The sequence below is a fragment of the Microcoleus sp. Pol8_D6 genome (assembly GCF_036700965.1).
GTDB lineage: Bacteria > Cyanobacteriota > Cyanobacteriia > Cyanobacteriales > Microcoleaceae > Microcoleus.
This window is the reverse complement of sequence record NZ_JAUBPW010000004.1, coordinates 143,415-161,473: the sequence shown is the minus strand read 5'-3', so window position 1 is coordinate 161,473 and position 18,059 is coordinate 143,415. Positions and strand designations below refer to the sequence as shown.

Below are 18,059 nucleotides of genomic sequence, written 5' to 3'. Positions count from 1 at the left end.
CTTTTTTACGAAGCGATACTATGAGGAAATAATGAACGCGATCGCGCCAGTATTACCTTCTATAAAACCTATCGGGGTGAACCCCTAATTTTTATGCCGTTTTGCCGAAATTGTTACAAAACTTTGCATAAAGACCGTCACATCAAAATACGCCCCTGGAAATTTCCCAAGTGCGCGCTTCTCTAAAATCTTTAATATCAATCTTCATGCACCCCCCCAATAGAAATTTCGTAATTTCGATCTATCTCTGTTGTTCTTCCGAACTGATACTGATGCGTATTTTATTTACTAGCAAGATTACACCAAAAACACGTTTAGGGAAAGGACGTAAAGGCCCGATCGCAATTAATTTCTCTCATTAGTGCGATTGTACTAATTACGTGTTCGGAAAATCCTGTATAAACCTCTAAGCATAATTGCTAATTTACTCACAAAGAAATAGGTTCTTTGCTATTACTTCACACAAATTTGATTTTGATCACGTAAATATTGCGTAGGCCAATCGAGGGTAATTGGTCAACTCAGTATTTGCACTGAATTCCCCGTAGAAACCTAATTGTCAGGAAACGATGACATAATATCGTAGAAGTCGCATCTTGGGGAAATAGGGCATATGAGCACTCTTTACCATGATTTGCCCGTAGTAACCCTGACGATTGTTGAGAGAACATCGTACTGCAAGTCCTATTCCGCTATCCTTTTAATCTAGAATCTAAAATCTAAAATCTAAAATACTATGGCCCAGCGCTACGTTCGAGTAAAAACAACACAAGGACACATCCATTACGGTTTACTGCAACTGGGCCACAGCGTTCAAGTATTTGATGCACCGCCCTGGTTAAAAGGACAACCAACCGATTTGGAACTTGCACCAGATACTTACCAAATTCTCGCCCCGTGCTCTCCCTCAAAAATTGTAGCCGTAGGCAAAAATTATGTCGATCACGCCGCCGAGATGGGAACCCCAGTACCGGAAGAACCCCTGTTGTTTTTCAAGCCTCCGAGTGCAGTCATACCTGCAGGTGCAGCGATTCGCTATCCGCAGCAGTCGGAAAGGGTAGACTACGAGGGAGAATTAGCCCTGGTAATTGGCGAACATTGTACCAACTGCACTCCCGAACAAGCACACAGCAAAATTTGGGGCTATACGATCGCCAATGACGTAACAGCCAGAGATTTGCAAAAGCGGGACAACCAGTGGGCGAGGGCCAAAGGGTTCGATACTTTTTGTCCCTTGGGGCCTTGGATTGTCCGCGAACTGAGTCCTGCTGCACAATTGCAGACTTTTGTCAATGAGAGCGAGCGACCGGTACAGTCATCCCAGATCGATCGCATGGTATTTTCCCCAGACTTTCTCGTCTCCTACATCAGTCAAATAATGACCCTAATTCCCGGCGATGTGATACTGACTGGAACTCCGCAAGGAGTAGGGCCGCTACAAATAGGCGATCGAGTCCGCATCGAAATTGAAGGCATCGGCAGTCTTGAAAATACAGTAGTTATTGGTTATTAGTTATTGGTTATTAAGCTGTTCGACATTCAAACTGCACTATTTGTGGGCCAGACCCCATACTGCAAGGGGTTGAGGCAATAAATTTAAATGACTAACAGCTTAGTTATTGGTTATTAGTTATTGGGCATTGGGCATTGGGCATTAGAACCAACAAATAATAACCAACTAGCAACTGCCAACTCCCAACTGTCAACTGCCAACTGCCAACAGTCAACTAACTAACGAACCTGCATATACACAGCATCCGAAAGCGGAGGAATCTCTGCATAGCGTCCCAAAAGCGACTGCACGACTGCATAGACAAATGCAGCAAAAGCGCCCAAAAACACCATGTTATACAGAGTTTCCGCAATAAATGCGACTTGGAGGCCGTTAGAAAAGATCGGCAAAACCAGACCGCACAGCATCAAAACAATGTCTAAAAGAATCGCCTGCATCGCATTAAAACGAATGAAGTGACTGATGTTTTCGTTTCTAACTACTCCTAAATACAGGGCAAAGAAGATAATCAAGCTAGCAAAGGGCAAACTATAAATTTGCATCAATGGAGCTAGCGGTATCAACAACAGTTGCAGGACAGGAAACTGTGTAAACAGAAACCTGCCAAAGGCAAGCCCGTCAACCAACGGGAGTAAATAAGGCAAAGAAGCAAAAATCCGGTCTGGAACAGTTGTAGATCCGCGCCAAGTCATAATGAACTCTCCTGAGTCGATCGATTAACTATGAATTCCATTAAACTCAGGATAACGCAGCAGCAGGGTTTGTGTTCCGACACGCCCGGAATTGGCTTTTCACTCAGCCAAGAGCAGCCTCAACTACCAGATGCAGGCTTTCTTATTTAATATTAGCGATCGTGAAGCCCATTTGACACTCGTACCGATCGGGCAAATTTTCCGTAGGTTTAGCAACTGGATGTCCACAGCGAAGCTCTCCACCACTCCAGCGCGGTTGGCCCGTGCGATCTGCCAGCAAACAACTTTGGCAAACACACTGAGGGGCAAGCATCTGATTTTCCATTAAAATGACTAACATTTGATACCTCCGGCAGGTTTCACACCAGTAATTTCATTGTATGTCAGGAGTTGGGGACAAACCGCTTAACCTGAACACAACGTAATATTTATGTCAATGGTGCGAAATCCGTAGTACGGTATAAGATCCCCAATTCCCAATCCCAAAACTGTCAAGAGGTTGATTATTGTGACGGACACTAACTTAGAATTCCTTTCCAAAACCGATCCGCTAATTGCCGATTTAATCGGGCAAGAGCTCCAGCGGCAGCGAGACCACCTAGAACTCATCGCCAGCGAAAACTTTACCTCCGCAGCGGTAATGGCAGCTCAAGGCTCAGTGCTGACCAATAAATACGCCGAAGGACTGCCAGCGAAACGGTACTACGGCGGCTGCGAATTTATTGACGGCATCGAGCAAATTGCGATCGATCGCGCCAAACAGCTATTTGGAGCCGCTCACGCCAACGTCCAGCCCCACTCCGGCGCTCAAGCCAACTTTGCAGTATTTTTGAGCTTACTGGAACCCGGAGACGGAATAATGGGCATGGATTTGTCCCACGGCGGACACTTGACCCACGGTTCGCCGGTCAACGTATCCGGCAAATGGTTCAAAGCTTTTCACTACGGCGTCAGCCAAGAAACAGAACAGCTTGACTATGACGAAATTTTGGCACTCGCCAAAGAAAACCGACCGAAATTGCTAATTTGTGGCTATTCAGCATATTCGCGAATTATCGACTTTGAGAAGTTTAGAGCGATCGCCGACGAAATCGGAGCCTACCTGCTCGCCGACATCGCCCACATCGCCGGGTTAGTCGCCACAGGGCATCACCCCAACCCCCTCCCCCACTGTCACGCAGTCACCACCACCACTCACAAAACCCTGCGTGGCCCCCGTGGTGGCTTGATTATGACCAATGACCCGGAATTAGGTAAAAAATTTGACAAAGCAGTGTTCCCCGGCACTCAAGGTGGGCCCTTAGAACACGTCATTGCGGGCAAAGCAGTAGCTTTCGGCGAAGCATTAAAGCCTGAATTTAAAACTTATTCCGGTCAAGTAATTGAAAATGCACGGGCTTTAGCTGCACAGTTGCAGCAGCGGGGTTTAAAACTCGTTTCCGGCGGCACGGACAATCACTTAATGCTAGTTGATTTGCGATCGGCAAATATGACAGGCAAGCGAGCGGACCAATTAGTCAGCGGTGTGAATATTACTGCTAATAAAAATACCGTGCCTTTCGATCCGGCATCGCCCTTTGTAACCAGCGGTTTGAGACTCGGTTCGCCGGCGATGACCACGAGGGGAATGGGAACAGCAGAATTTACCGAGATTGGCAATATTATTGCCGATCGCCTGCTAAATCCAGATGATGAAAGCGTCGCAGCCGACTGCCTGCGTCGAGTAGCAGCACTGTGCGATCGCTTCCCCTTATATCCCCACTTGTACTTGAAAGTGCCGGCATTAGCTTAATTTTCCTGATCGGCAATGGGAAATTGGTAGTTGGAAGTGTACGGGTAAAAGGGTAAAAGAGCAGGAAAAGATTGAGAGTTGCCGGTAGCGATATTGACAAGCGGTTTTCACCAAAAATATCGATCGCCAATACGGTTTTTAGTAAAGATATTTGTCGGGCGGGGCTGGTTTGACTAACGGTATTTGTCGGTTGCGAAAGATACCTCTCAACTGGGCCCGCTCGCCAAATATCGACTTTTTTGCTCGCGAAAAAGTCGATATTTCAAATCGTTAATTCGAGAGTTATGAATGAAAAACCTGACAATTCGCCCCAGGGCAACTGCCATTGCGGCAAATCTCCGACTCCCAAACCCCCAGTCGCTCTTCAAGATGTTTCCTTGTTATAAGCCATCTGAAATGTAGTAGACTCTGCCTGACAGCCTAATTGCCCCGCACTATTTAAAATTGATTTCAGATGCCGTACCAGTATCTGTACCACATACTCGCTTTTCTGGTTTCTGCGATCGTCGTCCTCTGGAGTACACCAATAGTCAAAAAAATTGGTCTCAAAAGCGGGCGAGTCGATCGGCCAGGCGAGCGAAAAGTCCACAAGCGCCCTATGGTGCGCTTGGGAGGAGTTTCCATCTTTCTCGGCACTATCATTGCCCTCTTATTTGTCTGGCTCTCAGGAGGCTTCATCGATGCTAACGGACAAGTTCTCAATCCCAAAGACGAATACGAAATTTGGGGAGTCACCCTCGGCGGCATCGGATTCTTCCTCATCGGTTTAGCAGACGACCTATTTTCACTCTCGGCTTTAAAACGCTTGCTCATGCAAGTTGGCGTATCCAGCATCGTTTGGATGGCAGGCGTACAAATTGAGTTTCTGACAGTTCCCTCCTTGGGACTGACTAATATTGGCTGGCTGAGCTTGCCAATTACCGTGATTTGGCTCGTCGGCATGGCGAATGCCATCAACTGGATTGACGGTTTGGACGGTTTAGCTGCCGGAGTTTCAGGGATTGCAGCAGTTGTAATGCTGATTGTCAGTCTGGCGATGCACCAACCGGCGGCGGCCCTGATTGCAGCGGCTTTAGCTGGTGGGGCCTTGGGATTTCTGCGCTACAACTTCAATCCGGCTCAAATCTTTATGGGAGATGGCGGGGCTTATTTTATCGGGTTTACTCTCGCTGGAGTGGGAGTAATTGGGTTAGTTAAAACTACGGCTGTTACTTCTGTGTTGCTGCCATATTTAATTTTAGCTGTACCGATTTTAGATATGTCGGCGGTGATTCTCGATCGACTTCGCAACGGCAAGTCACCGTTTATTGCTGACAAGCGCCACCTTCACCACCGACTTCTACAAGCCGGACTATCCCATCGATTTGCGGTTTTATTTATTTACTCCCTGACACTGTGGGTTGGAAGTTTAGCCCTAGCTTTTTCGGTTCCCAGTGGCGTAATTTACGCTATGGGTGCAACCAGTTTGCTGGGATATGCTAGCTGGAAAGTTTGGAGACACGCTAGGTGAAGAAAGTTCGGCAACGGATTATGTAACGGATGTAACGGATGTAAAGGATAGAAGGAAGAAGGAAGAAGGAAGAAAAATAATTTTTAATGCCCAATGCCCAATTCCCAATGCCCAATGCCCAATTCCCAATGCCCAATGCCCAATTACCAATGCCCAATTCGCCAATCTAAAATCCAAAATCTAAAATCTAAAATTGAATGGTTGCTGAAATTATTTGTGTTGGCACTGAATTGCTGTTAGGCGATATTCTTAATAGCAATGCCCAGTTTTTAGCCAAAGAATTAGCGAGTCTCGGAATCCCTCACTACTATCAAACAGTGGTGGGGGACAATCCAGAACGCATCAAACAAGTGTTAGAAATCGCTGTCAGTCGATCGCAGCTTTTGCTTTTCACCGGAGGCCTGGGCCCCACACCAGACGACCTCACAGTCGAAACGATTGCCGATTTTTTTGGGGTTCCCCTCATCGAAAAGCCGGAAATTATTGCAGATATCGAATACAAATATGCCCAGCGGGGACGCACCATGAGCCCCAGCAATCGCAAACAAGCTTTAATTCCAGAAAGTGCGGACATTCTGCCTAACCGCAGCGGTTCGGCACCGGGGATTATTTGGCAGCCGGTTTCTAACCTGACAGTAATGACATTTCCCGGCGTACCGGCGGAAATGCAATTGATGTGGGAAGAAACCGCCGTTCCTTACCTGAAAAATGGCGGCTGGTGCAGCGCCACTATTTACAGCCGCACATTAAAATTTTGGGGGATTGCTGAGTCGGCATTGGCGGAAAAAGTAGATAGTTTTCTGAATTTAACTAATCCTACTGTGGCTCCTTACGCCAATCACGGCGAAGTCAAACTGCGGATTTCGGCCCGCGGGGAGTCGTCGGTGGCTGCGAAAAACTTGATTGAGCCGATCGAACAACAATTGCGGCAAATTGCCGACTTAGACTGTTACGGTGCTGATAGCGATACCCTTGCTTCGACTGTGGGCCAATTGTTGCTCGATGCCGGGCAAACTCTTAGCGTTGCTGAATCCTGCACCGGAGGAGGATTGGGGGCGATGCTGACTGGTGTTCCCGGCAGTTCGAGCTACTTTTTAGGTGGGATAATTTCTTACGACAATCGGGTTAAGGAAGGATTATTAGGTGTTAATCCCCAAGATTTAGCCGAATTTGGGGCAGTCAGCCACCAAGTGGCAAAACAAATGGCTGCGGGAGTTCGCGCCAGCCTCAATACCGATTGGGGATTGAGCATTACAGGCATCGCCGGGCCCGGAGGCGGCACAGATGCTAAGCCTGTCGGACTCGTTTATGTGGGTTTAGCGGGGCCCCACGGGGACGCAGAAAGTTTTGAATACCGTTTTGGCGATGCCAGAGGCCGCGATTGGATTCGGAATCTGAGTAGCTGTACGGCGCTCGATCGGCTCCGGCGTAAATTATTGTTGGCAAAAGCGTAGAAAAAATCCTACGATTGGTCAATTGTCAACAGTCAATCGTAAGCTTAAGCTTTATTTAAGACTCTATACTCTGATATAATTCGGCAATTTTCCTTTTGCCTCTTGATTATCTGTAAAGATTCGTTATGATAATAAGATAGGACTGATTGGCCAATATACTGAATCTCTCCATTGCTCAAAATAACCAGCAAGCGAGAAAGCAAGTTTGACCTTTGGTTTCAAAGTCGTGCTTGCTTATTTTCAGATTTTTAGCCGTCGGTTTAGCAATCTAGACTATAAAAAAAGGAGCTATCCGTTCAATGGAAGACATTGAAAAGGTGCTGGAAGAAATTAAAGAATGGGTTCGCAAGCTGATAGAAGGACTGCTGAGTCCCGATCCTGAACCGGAACTTGAACCGATTCGTATTCCTGTAAACCAACCAAGGAATCGCAGGTAGTCGGGACTGAATTAGAAGCTTGAGGTTTAAGGTTTGACGTTTGAGGTGGCAGGCTGGTTCTAAATCCCATGTCAAAACTCTCATAATTTTTGTTGCGCTGGAAATTTTAAAATTGTTAAATATCCTGGTACTTCACGGCCCTAATCTGAATCTATTGGGTCAGCGAGAGCCTGGAGTTTATGGTTCTGCGACTTTAAATGATATCAACAAGTTGCTAGAACGAGAAGCGCAAGCCCTCCAGGTGCAAGTCTCAATTCAGCAGTCGAATCATGAAGGGGTATTGGTGGATGCAATTCACTCGATGTTAGGGCAGCACCAAGGCTTATTGATTAATGCTGGAGCTTATACTCATACGAGTGTGGCAATTAGAGACGCGATCGCCGCAGTGAATATCCCTGCGGTAGAAGTTCATCTGAGCAATATTTATCGGCGGGAAGCTTTTCGGCATCACTCGTTTATCGCAGCGGTGGCGATCGGGCAAATCAGCGGTTTTGGCTCAGAAAGTTATCGGCTGGGGCTGCAAGCTCTAGTTAGTTACCTGATTAAAAATTAGAAATTTACCGATTGTAGCGATCGGATAAGGGCAGGTTTTAGATGGAAAACCAGCCCTTATATGTTTGGGTTGAATTCAAATTAATCACAAAAGTTACGCAAAGAAGGAAACCAGGAAGAATTCTAAATTACCAATTACCAATTACCAATTACTAACAACTTGAGTTAAATTCAAATGCGGCATTCCCTGTTGAGCAAGTTTCAAGGAACCATCCTAGGGGCAGTTTTAGGAGACTCTATAGGCCTGCAATACCAGAGGCAACTCGTGGGTATTCCCCCCCAAACAGAAGACTTGCAGCCGATTCTACAACTGACGACACACCAACAATTGACCGTAAGTGGCGCAACATTGGCGTTGAATTCTGTCAACAGTAAAATCCCAACTCGCAGAGACTCATCCGCATCGGGGAGACTTGCGGTAGCGTGTGTTCAAAGTTTAATTCGGTGTAGGGGTTTAGATTTAAAAGATTGGCGCGATACTTGGGAAGCATTTGCCAAGTCGGAAATCTACCATCCCCGCAACAGAGAGTTTCAAACCCTGCTTAACCCTGGTGAAGCTGCTGTTGCTGCGCTGCCATCCGCGATGTTTTTTCACGAAAATAAAGCCAAGCTGCGAGAAAAAATCATGCTGGCGATAGAGGTTTGGCACAACGAAAACCAGCCAGAATGGGAAACAGCAATTTTAGCAGTAGCATATACGATCGCCCGATCTCTCAAAGAAAGACTTGACCCCGCGACAGCGATCAAGCAAACACTTGCCTACCTGAAAACAGATAATGCCTTAACAGAGCTGCTGCTGCAAGTGCAAATACTACTAGAAAAGGGAGCCGATTTAGAAACAGCCGCCACTCATCTGTGCAAAAGCGCCACAGCTTTGCGAGAAAGACAGGGCGAAGGTGAAAAAAAATTACAAACCGAGTCAATTGTCAACCCTGGAAATTTCATTCCCATTGCCTTAGCTTTCTACTGCTTTTTGAACACCCCAGAAGACTTGCGCTTGTCAGTGGTGCGGGCCGCCCGCTGTGGCATAGCTGGACAAATAACCTGCGCTTTGACAGGAGCTTTGTCTGGAGCCTATAACGGCGTTGGTGCGATTCCTGTAGAATGGCGACAGGTATCTTCGGCTGAAGTTAATTCGCTGCAGCTAGCCGACGGCCGAGAACCTTCGCTCTGGGGAACTGGCAGCGATGTAAAAATTGTAGAGTTAGCAAATAACCTGTTTGCTGTTTGGGCAGGAGTTTACAGCCCAGATGCCGGACTGGATTCCGCAGCGCTAGCCCGATCGGTGGCTGCACCTTATGTCATTAGACCTCGTAAAATATAAAGGTTGGAGCTTTTACTGGTAAGGGGAAACCAGAAATTAGCAATTAGCAATTAACAAGTCAAAAGTGAAAGTTTAAGGAGAGCCACAATTAAAGATTAAAAAGTGAAAAATTAAATCGGACGCGCCTACGCCAAAAAACCGGGTTCAAGGAGAATGTGGGGTGAGAATCTGTAACCAAAATCTTATTCACCTCTACTCATTTATTATGAAATGAGTAGGGATTGAATCAGTATAGAGTGTGACTAAAAGCGATCAAGAGGTAACAATGCTGTTAAGCTTTAAAACAGAATTGAAACTGAATAACAGGCAGCGCACTATACTCGCCCAGCACTGTGGAGTAGCACGCCATGCTTGGAATTGGGGATTGTGGCTCACCAAAAATATTCTTGAGTATAACAAATCTCATGCCGATGAACAACTTAACTTTCCCACAGCTATTCACCTGCACAAACTGTTAGTAAGCCTTGTGAAATCAGAAAATCCTTGGTATTACGAGTGCAGTAAATCTACACCGCAACAGGCATTAATGGCTTTGCGCCAAGCTTGGAAGCGGTGCTTTAACAAGACTGCGGGAGTACCGAGATTTAAGAAAAAAGGGCGGCGCGACTCTTTCACGTTAGAAGGAACAGTCAAAATTTTGGGTGACAACAAAATCCAAGTTCCTGTAATTGGTCTTCTCAATACTTACGAAAGGTTGCCACAATTATTAACCAAGTCTTGTACAATATCCCGTCAAGCAGACAGGTGGTTTATCAGTTTCAGATTAGACGTAGAACAGCAAGAGTCATGTCAAACAAGTATTGTGGGAGTTGACCTCGGCATTAAAGCATTAGCTACTCTTTCAACAGGCGAAGTGATTGTCGGAACAAAATCCTACAAAAAGTACGCAGCCAAGTTGTCAAGAATGCAGTGGCTCAATCGCCATAAAAATATCGGCTCACGCAATTGGAAAAAGGCACAGCTTAAGATAGCGAGATTGCACATAAAAATAGCTAACATTCGCGAAAATACGTTGCACAAGTTAACGACATTGCTTGCCAAAAACCACAGCACAGTAGTGATTGAAGACCTCAATGTGTCCGGGATGATGGCTAATCATAAACTGGCTGCCTCTATTGCTGATATGGGTTTCTTTGAATTCCGACGCCAATTGACCTACAAGTGCAAGTTGTATAGCTCACAACTGGTAGTAGTTGACCGATGGCTTCTATCCAGTAAAACTTGCTCTAATTGCTCTAATTGCTCCACCAAAAAAGAAACACTCGGACTTTCTGAGCGAGTTTTTGAATGGGGTCATTGCGATTTTGTGATTGACCGTGATTTAAATGCAGCGATTAAGTTGTCAAAAACCGTCAGTTAGACGGGGCTCGTGCCTGTGGACTGGTTAGTGCCGACACCGCCAGAATGAAGCAGGAAGTAAGTTTCACAATATTCAGGAGTAGATTTGTCTAGTTATGAGTAGTTGTGAGTAGGTCTTACGTAACGGTTGAATATTCAGCCACGGTAGTTCAGATAAAATCAATCAAGATGCCTAGTCAGAAATTCTGACAAAGCTGCTGGATAACAGTGATATATCTTCGACACAAATGAATACGCTCTCCTCATTGATGCGGCAGATTGAGCAGCTAGGGGCTGCGCGCTCACTGCGCCAACACATTGCTAAAGTGCAAAATGGCGACAGCAAAGCAGATACCGAGCGCGCTAGCGGGCCTCTCCTGAGCCGTTTGTCGCGCCAGAAATGGCTTCTTCCCGAGACTTTTACTACTAAATTTACAAGTAAAACCTCCAAATCAAGCCTCAAAAATCAAGCTCGTTCCCCTATGTTGGCGCTGGTAGCGGTAGTTTCCTTAAGCAGCACTCTGGGCCACCGCTTCTACAACCAGCCGAAACTGGATGTGGGGACGAAAGCTCCTCAGACGATTAAGGCTCCTGCTACTGCTAGCGTCCCCGATTACAAAACTACTGAAGAACAGCGGAAAGCAGCGCGGACAGGGGCTGTAGCGATATTAATGCTGGATTCGGCGGTCGATCGACAAATTTATCAAGAATTGCAACAATTTTTGCAGCAGGGAAGCGAGCTACGGGAGGCGGTAGGCCCGTTTCCGTTTGCGAGTACCTCGGCGCTCTCACTTTCGGTTCAGGTTTACTTGCGGGGCTGTCCCGAGTGGGAGTGGCGCTCGATTTTGGCGCAAGTGGGTGATAAAAGGGCAACTTCCGAGCGATTGAGTTTGGATTCCCCGGCAATTGCTGGGGCAACAGATAACAAGTCTCAGCAAGATGCTATCGCTCAACTGCAAGCTTACAGCCGATCGGTCCGGGCAGCAGATTTTCAAAGCCTGACAGACAGTATTTCCTCTGCTCGCCAGCGCTATCTCAATGCTGTGGAGGCGCTGGGAAAACCTTCGGTTGTGGGTCTGCCACAGATTTACCATACTTCGCTGTTTGATTGGTCGGATGAAGCTTGGCAGAAAACCCAAATCGGTATGACTCGCGCGGCAAAAAGGATGGTGGCTCAAGGTATCCCGCAGGGGTTGCCTAAAGAGATTTTGCAAGAAGCCGTGAAGCTGCAAGTGGCTGATGAAGTGCCGTTAGAGTCCCAAGCTTTAGCGGTGGAGGGTTTAACAGCGATTTTGCAGCCAAATCTGGTAAGAGATCGGGAGGAAACCAAACAGCTAGCTGAATTAGCGGCGCAAAAGGTGAAACCGGTGATGATCGCAGTAGATCAGGGCGAGATAATTGTTGCCCAAGGACAAGAGATCTCGCAGCAAGATTTCGTGTTGCTGGACTATTTTGGTTTAAGTCGGCGGGGGGTGAATTGGCTGGGGCTGACGGGTTTTGTTTGTTTAGTCGCGGGGGCAATTGCGATCGTACTGCTGGTGGAAAGGCACTACCGCTTGCGCCGCAGAGATCATTTGCTATTGCTGCTGCTGACTTTGAGCGCGCCGGTGCTAGTGAGTTTGGGGCTGCCTTGGACGAGTTTGCCGGCGATCGGGATTTTAGCGGGCGGCTTCTACGGTTCGGCGGTGGGAGTCACGGTGGTGGGGCTGCTGTCGGCGCTGCTGCCCGTTGGCTTAAATGTGGACTTGATTCATTTGGTGGCTAGCGGGGCGGGGGGATTGCTGGGCGCTTTTATGGCCGGGCGGCTGCGATCGCGCGAGGAATTGGCTCTTTTGGGCTTGGCTCTTGGGTTGACTCAGGGCACGGTTTATCTGGTGGGGACTTTGATTGCCAGCGCCGCTGTCGGTGCGATTTGGTACGTTGTGCTCGGTACTGTGGGGGCGCAAAGTTTAGCCGGTTTGGCTTGGAGCGTTGTGGCGATCGGCATCAGCCCCTATTTGGAACACGTTTTTGACTTGATTACGCCGATCCGGCTGGCGGAACTTGCCAATCCCAACCGCCCGCTGTTGAAGAAGTTGGCTGCTGAGGCTCCGGGGACTTTTCAGCACACGCTGTTTGTGGCGAGTTTGGCGGAGGCTGCGGCCCGGGAACTCGGCTGCAATGTTGAGCTGGTCAGAGCTGGGACATTATACCACGATATTGGAAAAATGCACGATCCCCTCGGATTTTGTGAAAATCAAATGGGTGGGGGCAACAAACACGATGAAATTAATGACCCTTGGGGGAGCGCGGAGATTATTAAAAAGCACGTTACCGAAGGTTTGGTAATGGCGCGAAAGCATCGATTGCCGAAGGCAATTCAGGCGTTTATTCCCGAACACCAAGGTACAATGTTAATTGCTTACTTCTACCACCAAGCGCAGCAAATTGCTGCCAAAGAAATAGAAGATTTAAAGATTACTTTGCCAGATGCGGATAATTCAAAGTTAACAATCGCAAGTCGCCAAGTGAGGGAGGAGGATTTTCGCTACGATGGGCCGATTCCGCAGTCGCGGGAAACCGGGATTTTGATGCTGGCGGATTCTTGCGAGGCTGCTTTGCGATCGCTCAAGGATGCTACTCATGAAGAGGCTTTGAATATGGTTAATCGGATTTTGAGGGCTCGCTGGCAGGATAATCAGTTGATTGATTCGGATTTGACGCGGGAGGATATGTCTCTAATTGCGGAGATTTTTGTGCGAGTTTGGGAACAGTTCAATCACAAGCGGATTGCTTACCCCAGTGCAGTTTTTACTCCCAGGTAGGAGTAAATTTTTAGTTATGAAAAATCTGTTCGCATTTCAGTTGTGAATGAAATTTAATTGCGATTTGCCCCGCAAATAGCATGCACTTCAGGATTGTTACTGACAATTACCACAGTTTGTTTGATTCCTCAAACTTCCCAAGAGTCGATATCTCTTTCGCCGGCTAGGTGCGATCGCAATTTTTGCCAGTCTGCGGCATCGATCGCATTTGCAAAAGCGATGATAATATCTACAACCCCAGCGCAGCCAACAATCCAGCGGCTTTCTTGCCGTTCCTACATCACACATAAAGTTGGTGACTTGTGAGTTCAAAAGATTTTAATTTTTAACCGCAGATGAACGCGGATTAACGCGGATTTTTTATCTTGATTCTATCCTTTGACTCCCGCAGCAGTTTCTGTTGGCACAATGTATTTTTGCAAGAGCAAAAATAGTCCTAAAACTGGAACAATAGAAATAATAGAACCCGCCGCAACCAAACGCCAATCTAAAGAAAATGTCCCGGCTAAATTAGCTACCCCTAAAGGCAAAGTGTAATATTCCGGTCTGTCTAAAACTAGCAGTGGCCACAGAAAGTCGCTCCAAGAACCGATAAATACGAAAATTCCTAGGGTGACTAAAGCTGGCTTAATTGCCGGAATCATGACGTGCCACCAAATGCCTAATTCACTGCAGCCGTCGATGCGGGCGGCTTCTTCTAGTTCTTTGGGAACTGCTAGGAATGCTTGTCGTAATAAAAATATGCCGAAGGCTGAGGCTAGTCCGGGAAAGATTACGCCTAAATAACTATTTTTGAGTCCGAGTTGCACTGTCAATATGTATAGGGGAATCATGACTATTTGGAAGGGAATCATGATTGTGGAAATGATCGTGATTAAGATGGCTTCGCGGCCGCGAAATTTGAGTCTGGCTAAGGGGTAAGCGGCGAGGGCACAAAAGAGGACGTTGATGCTAACTGTCAGGCCGGCAATTAAGGTGCTGTTGAACAGGTAGCGGCCGAAGGGGTTGGTTTGCCAAACTTTGATGAAGTTTTCGAGGGTTGGCTGTTGTGGCCACAGTTGCGGGGGAAATTGAAAGATGTTTTCGTTGGGGGATTTGAGGGAGGTACTGAGCAGCCACAGCAAGGGAAACAGCATTAAAAGTGCGATCGCGCTCATGATGCTGTACGTCCACAGGGTGCTCCACCGCGAGGGAGTGTTATTTGGGGATTTTGGTTTTTTTGTTTTGAGATTGTTCATAGTTGGGATATGATAATAAGTCCTTGCTTCGTGAGAAGCCTTGTTGTCCATAAGGGGATTATTGCCATGAAACCGTTTATTTACGAAACTATGTACATTCTGCGCCCTGATTTGGGTGAAGAAATGACAGACCAGGCGATCGCTAAATATCAAACTATTTTGCGCGATCAAGGTGCTGAAAACATCGAAACTCAGCACCGCGGCAAGCGCCGTTTGGCTTACGAAATCGGCAAGCACCGGGACGGAGTATACGTTCAAATGAACTATACAGCTCCGGGCGCTGCAATTTTTACCCTGGAGCGCGCGATGCGTCTGAGCGAAGAAGTGATTCGCTATTTGACAATCAAGCAAGATGTGCCAGATGCACCTGAAGCGGAAGCTGAAGCTGAAGCCGCCGAGTAGCATTCGTGTCAACTTAAAATCTGATGTAGTACCAGTCTACTGTTGGACGATTAGGGCCGCTTATTCCCCGGCACGCATTTCTTAAGGGCTACGCTGTACACACAACTTGAAAAACTAACGTCAGAGCCTTTCGCTCCCCCTGGCATCCTCCTGAAAAAGACGCTAGGGGGCGCTCTAGGATTGTGGGTACAGGATAGTTTCTTAAGGGCGGGACTTGATATTAATTGAAATTATAGGTGAATGGGCGATTGTTTTTCTAGGGGAAGACGATCCCTCTTTTTTGTGGAGAGGCTGCTGGGACTTAATCTATTTTTCTCAACAAAGAAAGCTCGCTTTTTGAGAATGGTGAGGGCGATTCACTTAGGCTAACTCTATTATCTAGTTGACTACAAAAAACTTGACGAGGCTTGAGCATAGCTGCTTAATTATTGTAAATCTAATTGTGATTCGCTACTTCTTAAATTTACTCTTAACTAAGTCAAATTCGACTTTCTTGAGAGGCACAATTCTGCATCTATAACTCTGAACCAAACTATAAAGTTATTTTGGCAGCTAGCAATTAGGTATCCGCTAAAATGTGGCTTTTACAAGAGGAATATTGTCAAATTTTGCCAATTGCTGCTTGAGGTTGGGCCTAAATCAACTAGCCAAAGCTCGATCGCACTCCCCGCAACCTCGATCGAGATTCTCGCCCCATAGCGCAATTGTAAAGTTTTGTGACAATTTTGATTTGGTAGCTTTAGATACAGAATTGTCTGTTATAGTCATAGAAGAGAAGAAAAAAACAGCCCAACATTAATCTAAAGAATACGGAGGAACCCCCTATGTCTACCGAAAATCAAGCTCGCTCTCTGATGATGCGCCACCACCAACTGGTGAAGAACCGGCAGCAATCCATGCTCAACCGCACCGCCACCGAAGTCGGGATGGAAGATACGCACTACTGGGGTCACATTCAAGGCAAACCGCAGCCCAGCTTTCAAGCCAGTTACGATCGCAGCCACGCCACTATGAGCTAGGGCAAGCTCAATTTCGACAATTGTCTACGAAGTTATTACCTAGAATTTGGAGAAATCAGTTATGTCAACTCAAGAACAAGCCCGCAACCTGATGATGCGCCATCAACACGTCGTCAAAAACCGTCAGGAATCCATGCTGAGCCGTGTGGCTGCTGAAGTTGGTTTAGATGCTGGTTCTCCGGCGAGTATCGATCGCAAATAACTCGTTTTTTCAACGGCGAGATAGTTGAATCGAGTGTGTTGTTTGCCAGCTAAAAATTAATAATGTCAATTACAAAACCGTCGCGACTTCTTCTTGAGTTCTAACTCTAGATTGGAAGCCGCGATTAGTTTTATGGGGAATTGGGAATTGGGAATTGGTAATATCTCGCTCGTACTGCTTGTATAGATAGAGAGCCGTTTGAGCAAAGGGTGAGCTAAACCAGAGTGGGATAACCTAAAAAGTATACATCACAAACCATAAAAGACGTTTGTGCCAAGAAACTTGATATAATCCCCTTTCAGCAGATTGAAGGCTACTAGGGAGGTCATCATGTCGGACTGGAAAGAAATTGACGGCGGAGTTACAGCACCCAGAGGGTACCGAGCATCGGGAATTACAGCGGGTTTGAAGCCTTCAGGCTTGCCAGATTTAAGTTTAATTTTGTCAGAGGTAGACGCGATCGCCGCCGGAGTATTCACCACATCGACTGTCCGGGCCGCTTGCGTGGACTACTGCCGCCAGCGTTTGCAAGCTAAACCCAGTGCCAAAGCAATTTTGTGCAATGCGGGACAAGCTAATGCTGCTACTGGCGAACAAGGTTTGGCAGATGCCCTCGAAAGTGCCAAATTGTTGGGAGAAGCGCTGAATATTCCTCCAGAATCTATTCTTTTGGCCTCCACTGGCGTCATCGGACAGCGGATAAAAATGGAGCCGCTGAGGGCGGGAATTCCCCGATTAGTTGCTGAGGCATCGGAAACTGGTTCTGATGCGGCGGCTAAGGCTATTTGTACGACTGATTTAGTGCCGAAAACGATCGCCCTGGAAACCATGTTTGGCGATCGACCCGTCCGCATCGGCGGCATTTGCAAAGGTTCGGGAATGATTCACCCAAATATGGCAACAATGCTGGCATTTGTAACTTGCGATGCAGCAGTGTCATCGCATTTATGGCAAGAAATGCTAAGTCGGGCGGCTAACAGAAGTTTCAATCAAATTACTGTTGACGGCGATACCAGTACCAACGATTCGCTAATTGCTTTGGCAAACGGTCAATCCCGCACGCCCGCAATTACAGAAATGGGGGCGGATGCTGAAAAATTAGAGGCGATGCTGACAGAAGTTTGCGTACATTTAGCAAAGGCGATCGCCCGTGACGGTGAAGGTGCAACTTGTTTGGTAGAAGTGCAAGTGAGTGGCGCGCTGGATGAAGTTTCTGCGAGTAAAATTGCCAAAACAATTGTCGGTTCTTCTTTGGTGAAAGCTGCTATTTTCGGACGCGATCCGAATTGGGGCAGAATTGCGGCTGCTGCTGGGCGCGCTGGCGTACCTTTCGATCAAGAGAATTTGCGGATTCAATTGGGGGATTTTTTGATGATGGAAAACGGACAACCTAAAGAGTTCGATCGCGCTGCTGCAAGTAATTATATGAAAGCGGCTGCGGAGGGGGAATATTTGAAGGCTGATACGGTTGTAATTCAGGTTAGTGTCGGGAATGGCAGCGGTTTTGCAAAAGCTTGGGGATGCGATTTGAGTTATGACTACGTGAAGATTAATGCGGAGTATACGACTTAAATAAGTCCGGGCGGTTAGAAGTCCTGGTGGTTAGAAACCGCGCCTACACAAACAAAACCAGACGAGAGAAAGTTGAAGGCAAATTTCACACAATTTAAACTCAACTTCCCCCCGTGGGGGGAAATTTAAAAATTTGAAACCTTTACTCACCGAGTTAAGCTCAGCTTTTTTGGTCCTCATTTTAAACTCGCTGAATTCCTTACCAAAAGC

17 protein-coding genes are annotated in these 18,059 nt (G+C 46.9%); 14 read left to right on the top strand and 3 right to left on the bottom strand.

Translation table 11 applies throughout. The features are described 5' to 3' along the window. Positions 1–736: 736 nt before the first annotated feature. Positions 737–1,513 (top strand): fumarylacetoacetate hydrolase family protein, encoded by a 777-nt coding sequence (locus tag QUA10_RS03315; protein WP_333081033.1) that lies wholly within the window; start codon positions 737–739, stop codon positions 1,511–1,513. 218 nt (positions 1,514–1,731) lie between these two features. Here the strand turns inward: QUA10_RS03315 and QUA10_RS03310 are convergent, their stop codons facing one another. Together QUA10_RS03310 and QUA10_RS03305 are read right to left on the bottom strand one after the other, a co-directional pair. After that, the gene (locus tag QUA10_RS03310) at positions 1,732–2,205 is read right to left on the bottom strand and encodes a Tic20 family protein (RefSeq protein WP_333081032.1); all 474 of its coding nucleotides are present in this window, start codon (positions 2,203–2,205) and stop codon (positions 1,732–1,734) included. A 142-nt stretch (positions 2,206–2,347) separates the two neighbouring features. After that, positions 2,348–2,545 carry a hypothetical protein gene (locus tag QUA10_RS03305; protein ID WP_190739976.1) on the bottom strand — a complete coding sequence of 66 codons (198 nt, stop codon included), beginning with the start codon at positions 2,543–2,545 and terminating at the stop codon, positions 2,348–2,350. A gap of 168 nt (positions 2,546–2,713) precedes the next feature. On the opposite strand from QUA10_RS03305, the gene glyA reads away from it, so the two are divergent. The 9 genes from glyA to QUA10_RS03260 all read left to right on the top strand — a co-directional run bounded on the left by glyA (position 2,714) and on the right by QUA10_RS03260 (position 13,416). Beyond that, a complete protein-coding gene (gene glyA / locus QUA10_RS03300; protein WP_333081031.1) occupies positions 2,714–3,997 on the top strand; it encodes a serine hydroxymethyltransferase in 1,284 nt (427 codons plus the stop codon). 454 nt (positions 3,998–4,451) lie between these two features. Beyond that, positions 4,452–5,507, top strand: a complete 1,056-nt coding sequence (locus QUA10_RS03295) for an MraY family glycosyltransferase (RefSeq protein WP_333081030.1) — start codon at positions 4,452–4,454, stop codon at positions 5,505–5,507. Next, on the top strand, positions 5,473–5,691 hold the full coding sequence (locus QUA10_RS03290) for a hypothetical protein (protein ID WP_333081029.1): 219 nt from the start codon (positions 5,473–5,475) through the stop codon (positions 5,689–5,691). Before QUA10_RS03295 ends, QUA10_RS03290 begins: the two co-directional genes overlap by 35 nt. A 13-nt stretch (positions 5,692–5,704) precedes the next feature. After that, on the top strand, positions 5,705–6,961 hold the full coding sequence (locus QUA10_RS03285) for a competence/damage-inducible protein A (protein ID WP_333081028.1): 1,257 nt from the start codon (positions 5,705–5,707) through the stop codon (positions 6,959–6,961). Positions 6,962–7,260: 299 nt separating this feature from the next. After that, positions 7,261–7,398 carry a hypothetical protein gene (locus QUA10_RS03280; RefSeq protein ID WP_333081027.1) on the top strand — a complete coding sequence of 46 codons (138 nt, stop codon included), beginning with the start codon at positions 7,261–7,263 and terminating at the stop codon, positions 7,396–7,398. Between the two features lie 112 nt (positions 7,399–7,510). Continuing rightward, positions 7,511–7,951 (top strand): type II 3-dehydroquinate dehydratase, encoded by a 441-nt coding sequence (aroQ, locus tag QUA10_RS03275; RefSeq protein WP_138920973.1) that lies wholly within the window; start codon positions 7,511–7,513, stop codon positions 7,949–7,951. A 174-nt stretch (positions 7,952–8,125) separates the two neighbouring features. Continuing rightward, a complete protein-coding gene (locus tag QUA10_RS03270) occupies positions 8,126–9,274 on the top strand; it encodes an ADP-ribosylglycohydrolase family protein (protein WP_333081026.1) in 1,149 nt (382 codons plus the stop codon). Positions 9,275–9,512: 238 nt separating this feature from the next. Beyond that, positions 9,513–10,634: an RNA-guided endonuclease TnpB family protein gene (locus QUA10_RS03265; RefSeq protein ID WP_333081025.1), complete on the top strand. Its 1,122-nt coding sequence runs from the start codon at positions 9,513–9,515 to the stop codon at positions 10,632–10,634. A gap of 226 nt (positions 10,635–10,860) precedes the next feature. Next, positions 10,861–13,416: an HDIG domain-containing metalloprotein gene (locus tag QUA10_RS03260; protein ID WP_333081024.1), complete on the top strand. Its 2,556-nt coding sequence runs from the start codon at positions 10,861–10,863 to the stop codon at positions 13,414–13,416. A 371-nt stretch (positions 13,417–13,787) separates the two neighbouring features. Here QUA10_RS03260 and QUA10_RS03255 read toward each other — a convergent pair whose 3' ends face one another. Further along, positions 13,788–14,654 carry a carbohydrate ABC transporter permease gene (locus tag QUA10_RS03255; protein WP_333086168.1) on the bottom strand — a complete coding sequence of 289 codons (867 nt, stop codon included), beginning with the start codon at positions 14,652–14,654 and terminating at the stop codon, positions 13,788–13,790. Between the two features lie 66 nt (positions 14,655–14,720). Between QUA10_RS03255 and rpsF the strand changes: the two genes are divergently transcribed. The 4 genes from rpsF to argJ all read left to right on the top strand — a co-directional run bounded on the left by rpsF (position 14,721) and on the right by argJ (position 17,849). Then, entirely contained in the window at positions 14,721–15,056 is a 336-nt protein-coding gene (gene rpsF, locus QUA10_RS03250) for a 30S ribosomal protein S6 (RefSeq protein WP_333081022.1), read from the top strand. A gap of 824 nt (positions 15,057–15,880) precedes the next feature. Then, the gene (locus QUA10_RS03245; protein WP_015176120.1) at positions 15,881–16,075 is read left to right on the top strand and encodes a hypothetical protein; all 195 of its coding nucleotides are present in this window, start codon (positions 15,881–15,883) and stop codon (positions 16,073–16,075) included. 61 nt (positions 16,076–16,136) lie between these two features. Then, on the top strand, positions 16,137–16,277 hold the full coding sequence (locus tag QUA10_RS03240; RefSeq protein ID WP_015176121.1) for a hypothetical protein: 141 nt from the start codon (positions 16,137–16,139) through the stop codon (positions 16,275–16,277). A 330-nt stretch (positions 16,278–16,607) separates the two neighbouring features. Further along, positions 16,608–17,849, top strand: coding sequence for a bifunctional ornithine acetyltransferase/N-acetylglutamate synthase (gene argJ, locus QUA10_RS03235; protein WP_333081021.1), 1,242 nt, complete (start codon positions 16,608–16,610; stop codon positions 17,847–17,849). Positions 17,850–18,059 lie beyond the last annotated feature (210 nt).

What these genes read in the sequence shown, in the direction of transcription:
- QUA10_RS03315 (WP_333081033.1), top strand. Translation starts at nt 737, where the DNA reads ATGGCCCAGCGCTACGTTCGAGTAAAAACAACACAAGGACACATCCAT.
- QUA10_RS03310 (WP_333081032.1), bottom strand. Translation starts at nt 2,205, where the DNA reads ATGACTTGGCGCGGATCTACAACTGTTCCAGACCGGATTTTTGCTTCT.
- QUA10_RS03305 (WP_190739976.1), bottom strand. Translation starts at nt 2,545, where the DNA reads ATGTTAGTCATTTTAATGGAAAATCAGATGCTTGCCCCTCAGTGTGTT.
- QUA10_RS03295 (WP_333081030.1), top strand. Translation starts at nt 4,452, where the DNA reads ATGCCGTACCAGTATCTGTACCACATACTCGCTTTTCTGGTTTCTGCG.
- QUA10_RS03290 (WP_333081029.1), top strand. Translation starts at nt 5,473, where the DNA reads ATGCTAGCTGGAAAGTTTGGAGACACGCTAGGTGAAGAAAGTTCGGCA.
- QUA10_RS03285 (WP_333081028.1), top strand. Translation starts at nt 5,705, where the DNA reads ATGGTTGCTGAAATTATTTGTGTTGGCACTGAATTGCTGTTAGGCGAT.
- QUA10_RS03280 (WP_333081027.1), top strand. Translation starts at nt 7,261, where the DNA reads ATGGAAGACATTGAAAAGGTGCTGGAAGAAATTAAAGAATGGGTTCGC.
- QUA10_RS03270 (WP_333081026.1), top strand. Translation starts at nt 8,126, where the DNA reads ATGCGGCATTCCCTGTTGAGCAAGTTTCAAGGAACCATCCTAGGGGCA.
- QUA10_RS03260 (WP_333081024.1), top strand. Translation starts at nt 10,861, where the DNA reads ATGAATACGCTCTCCTCATTGATGCGGCAGATTGAGCAGCTAGGGGCT.
- QUA10_RS03255 (WP_333086168.1), bottom strand. Translation starts at nt 14,654, where the DNA reads ATGAACAATCTCAAAACAAAAAAACCAAAATCCCCAAATAACACTCCC.
- rpsF (WP_333081022.1), top strand. Translation starts at nt 14,721, where the DNA reads ATGAAACCGTTTATTTACGAAACTATGTACATTCTGCGCCCTGATTTG.
- QUA10_RS03245 (WP_015176120.1), top strand. Translation starts at nt 15,881, where the DNA reads ATGTCTACCGAAAATCAAGCTCGCTCTCTGATGATGCGCCACCACCAA.
- QUA10_RS03240 (WP_015176121.1), top strand. Translation starts at nt 16,137, where the DNA reads ATGTCAACTCAAGAACAAGCCCGCAACCTGATGATGCGCCATCAACAC.
- argJ (WP_333081021.1), top strand. Translation starts at nt 16,608, where the DNA reads ATGTCGGACTGGAAAGAAATTGACGGCGGAGTTACAGCACCCAGAGGG.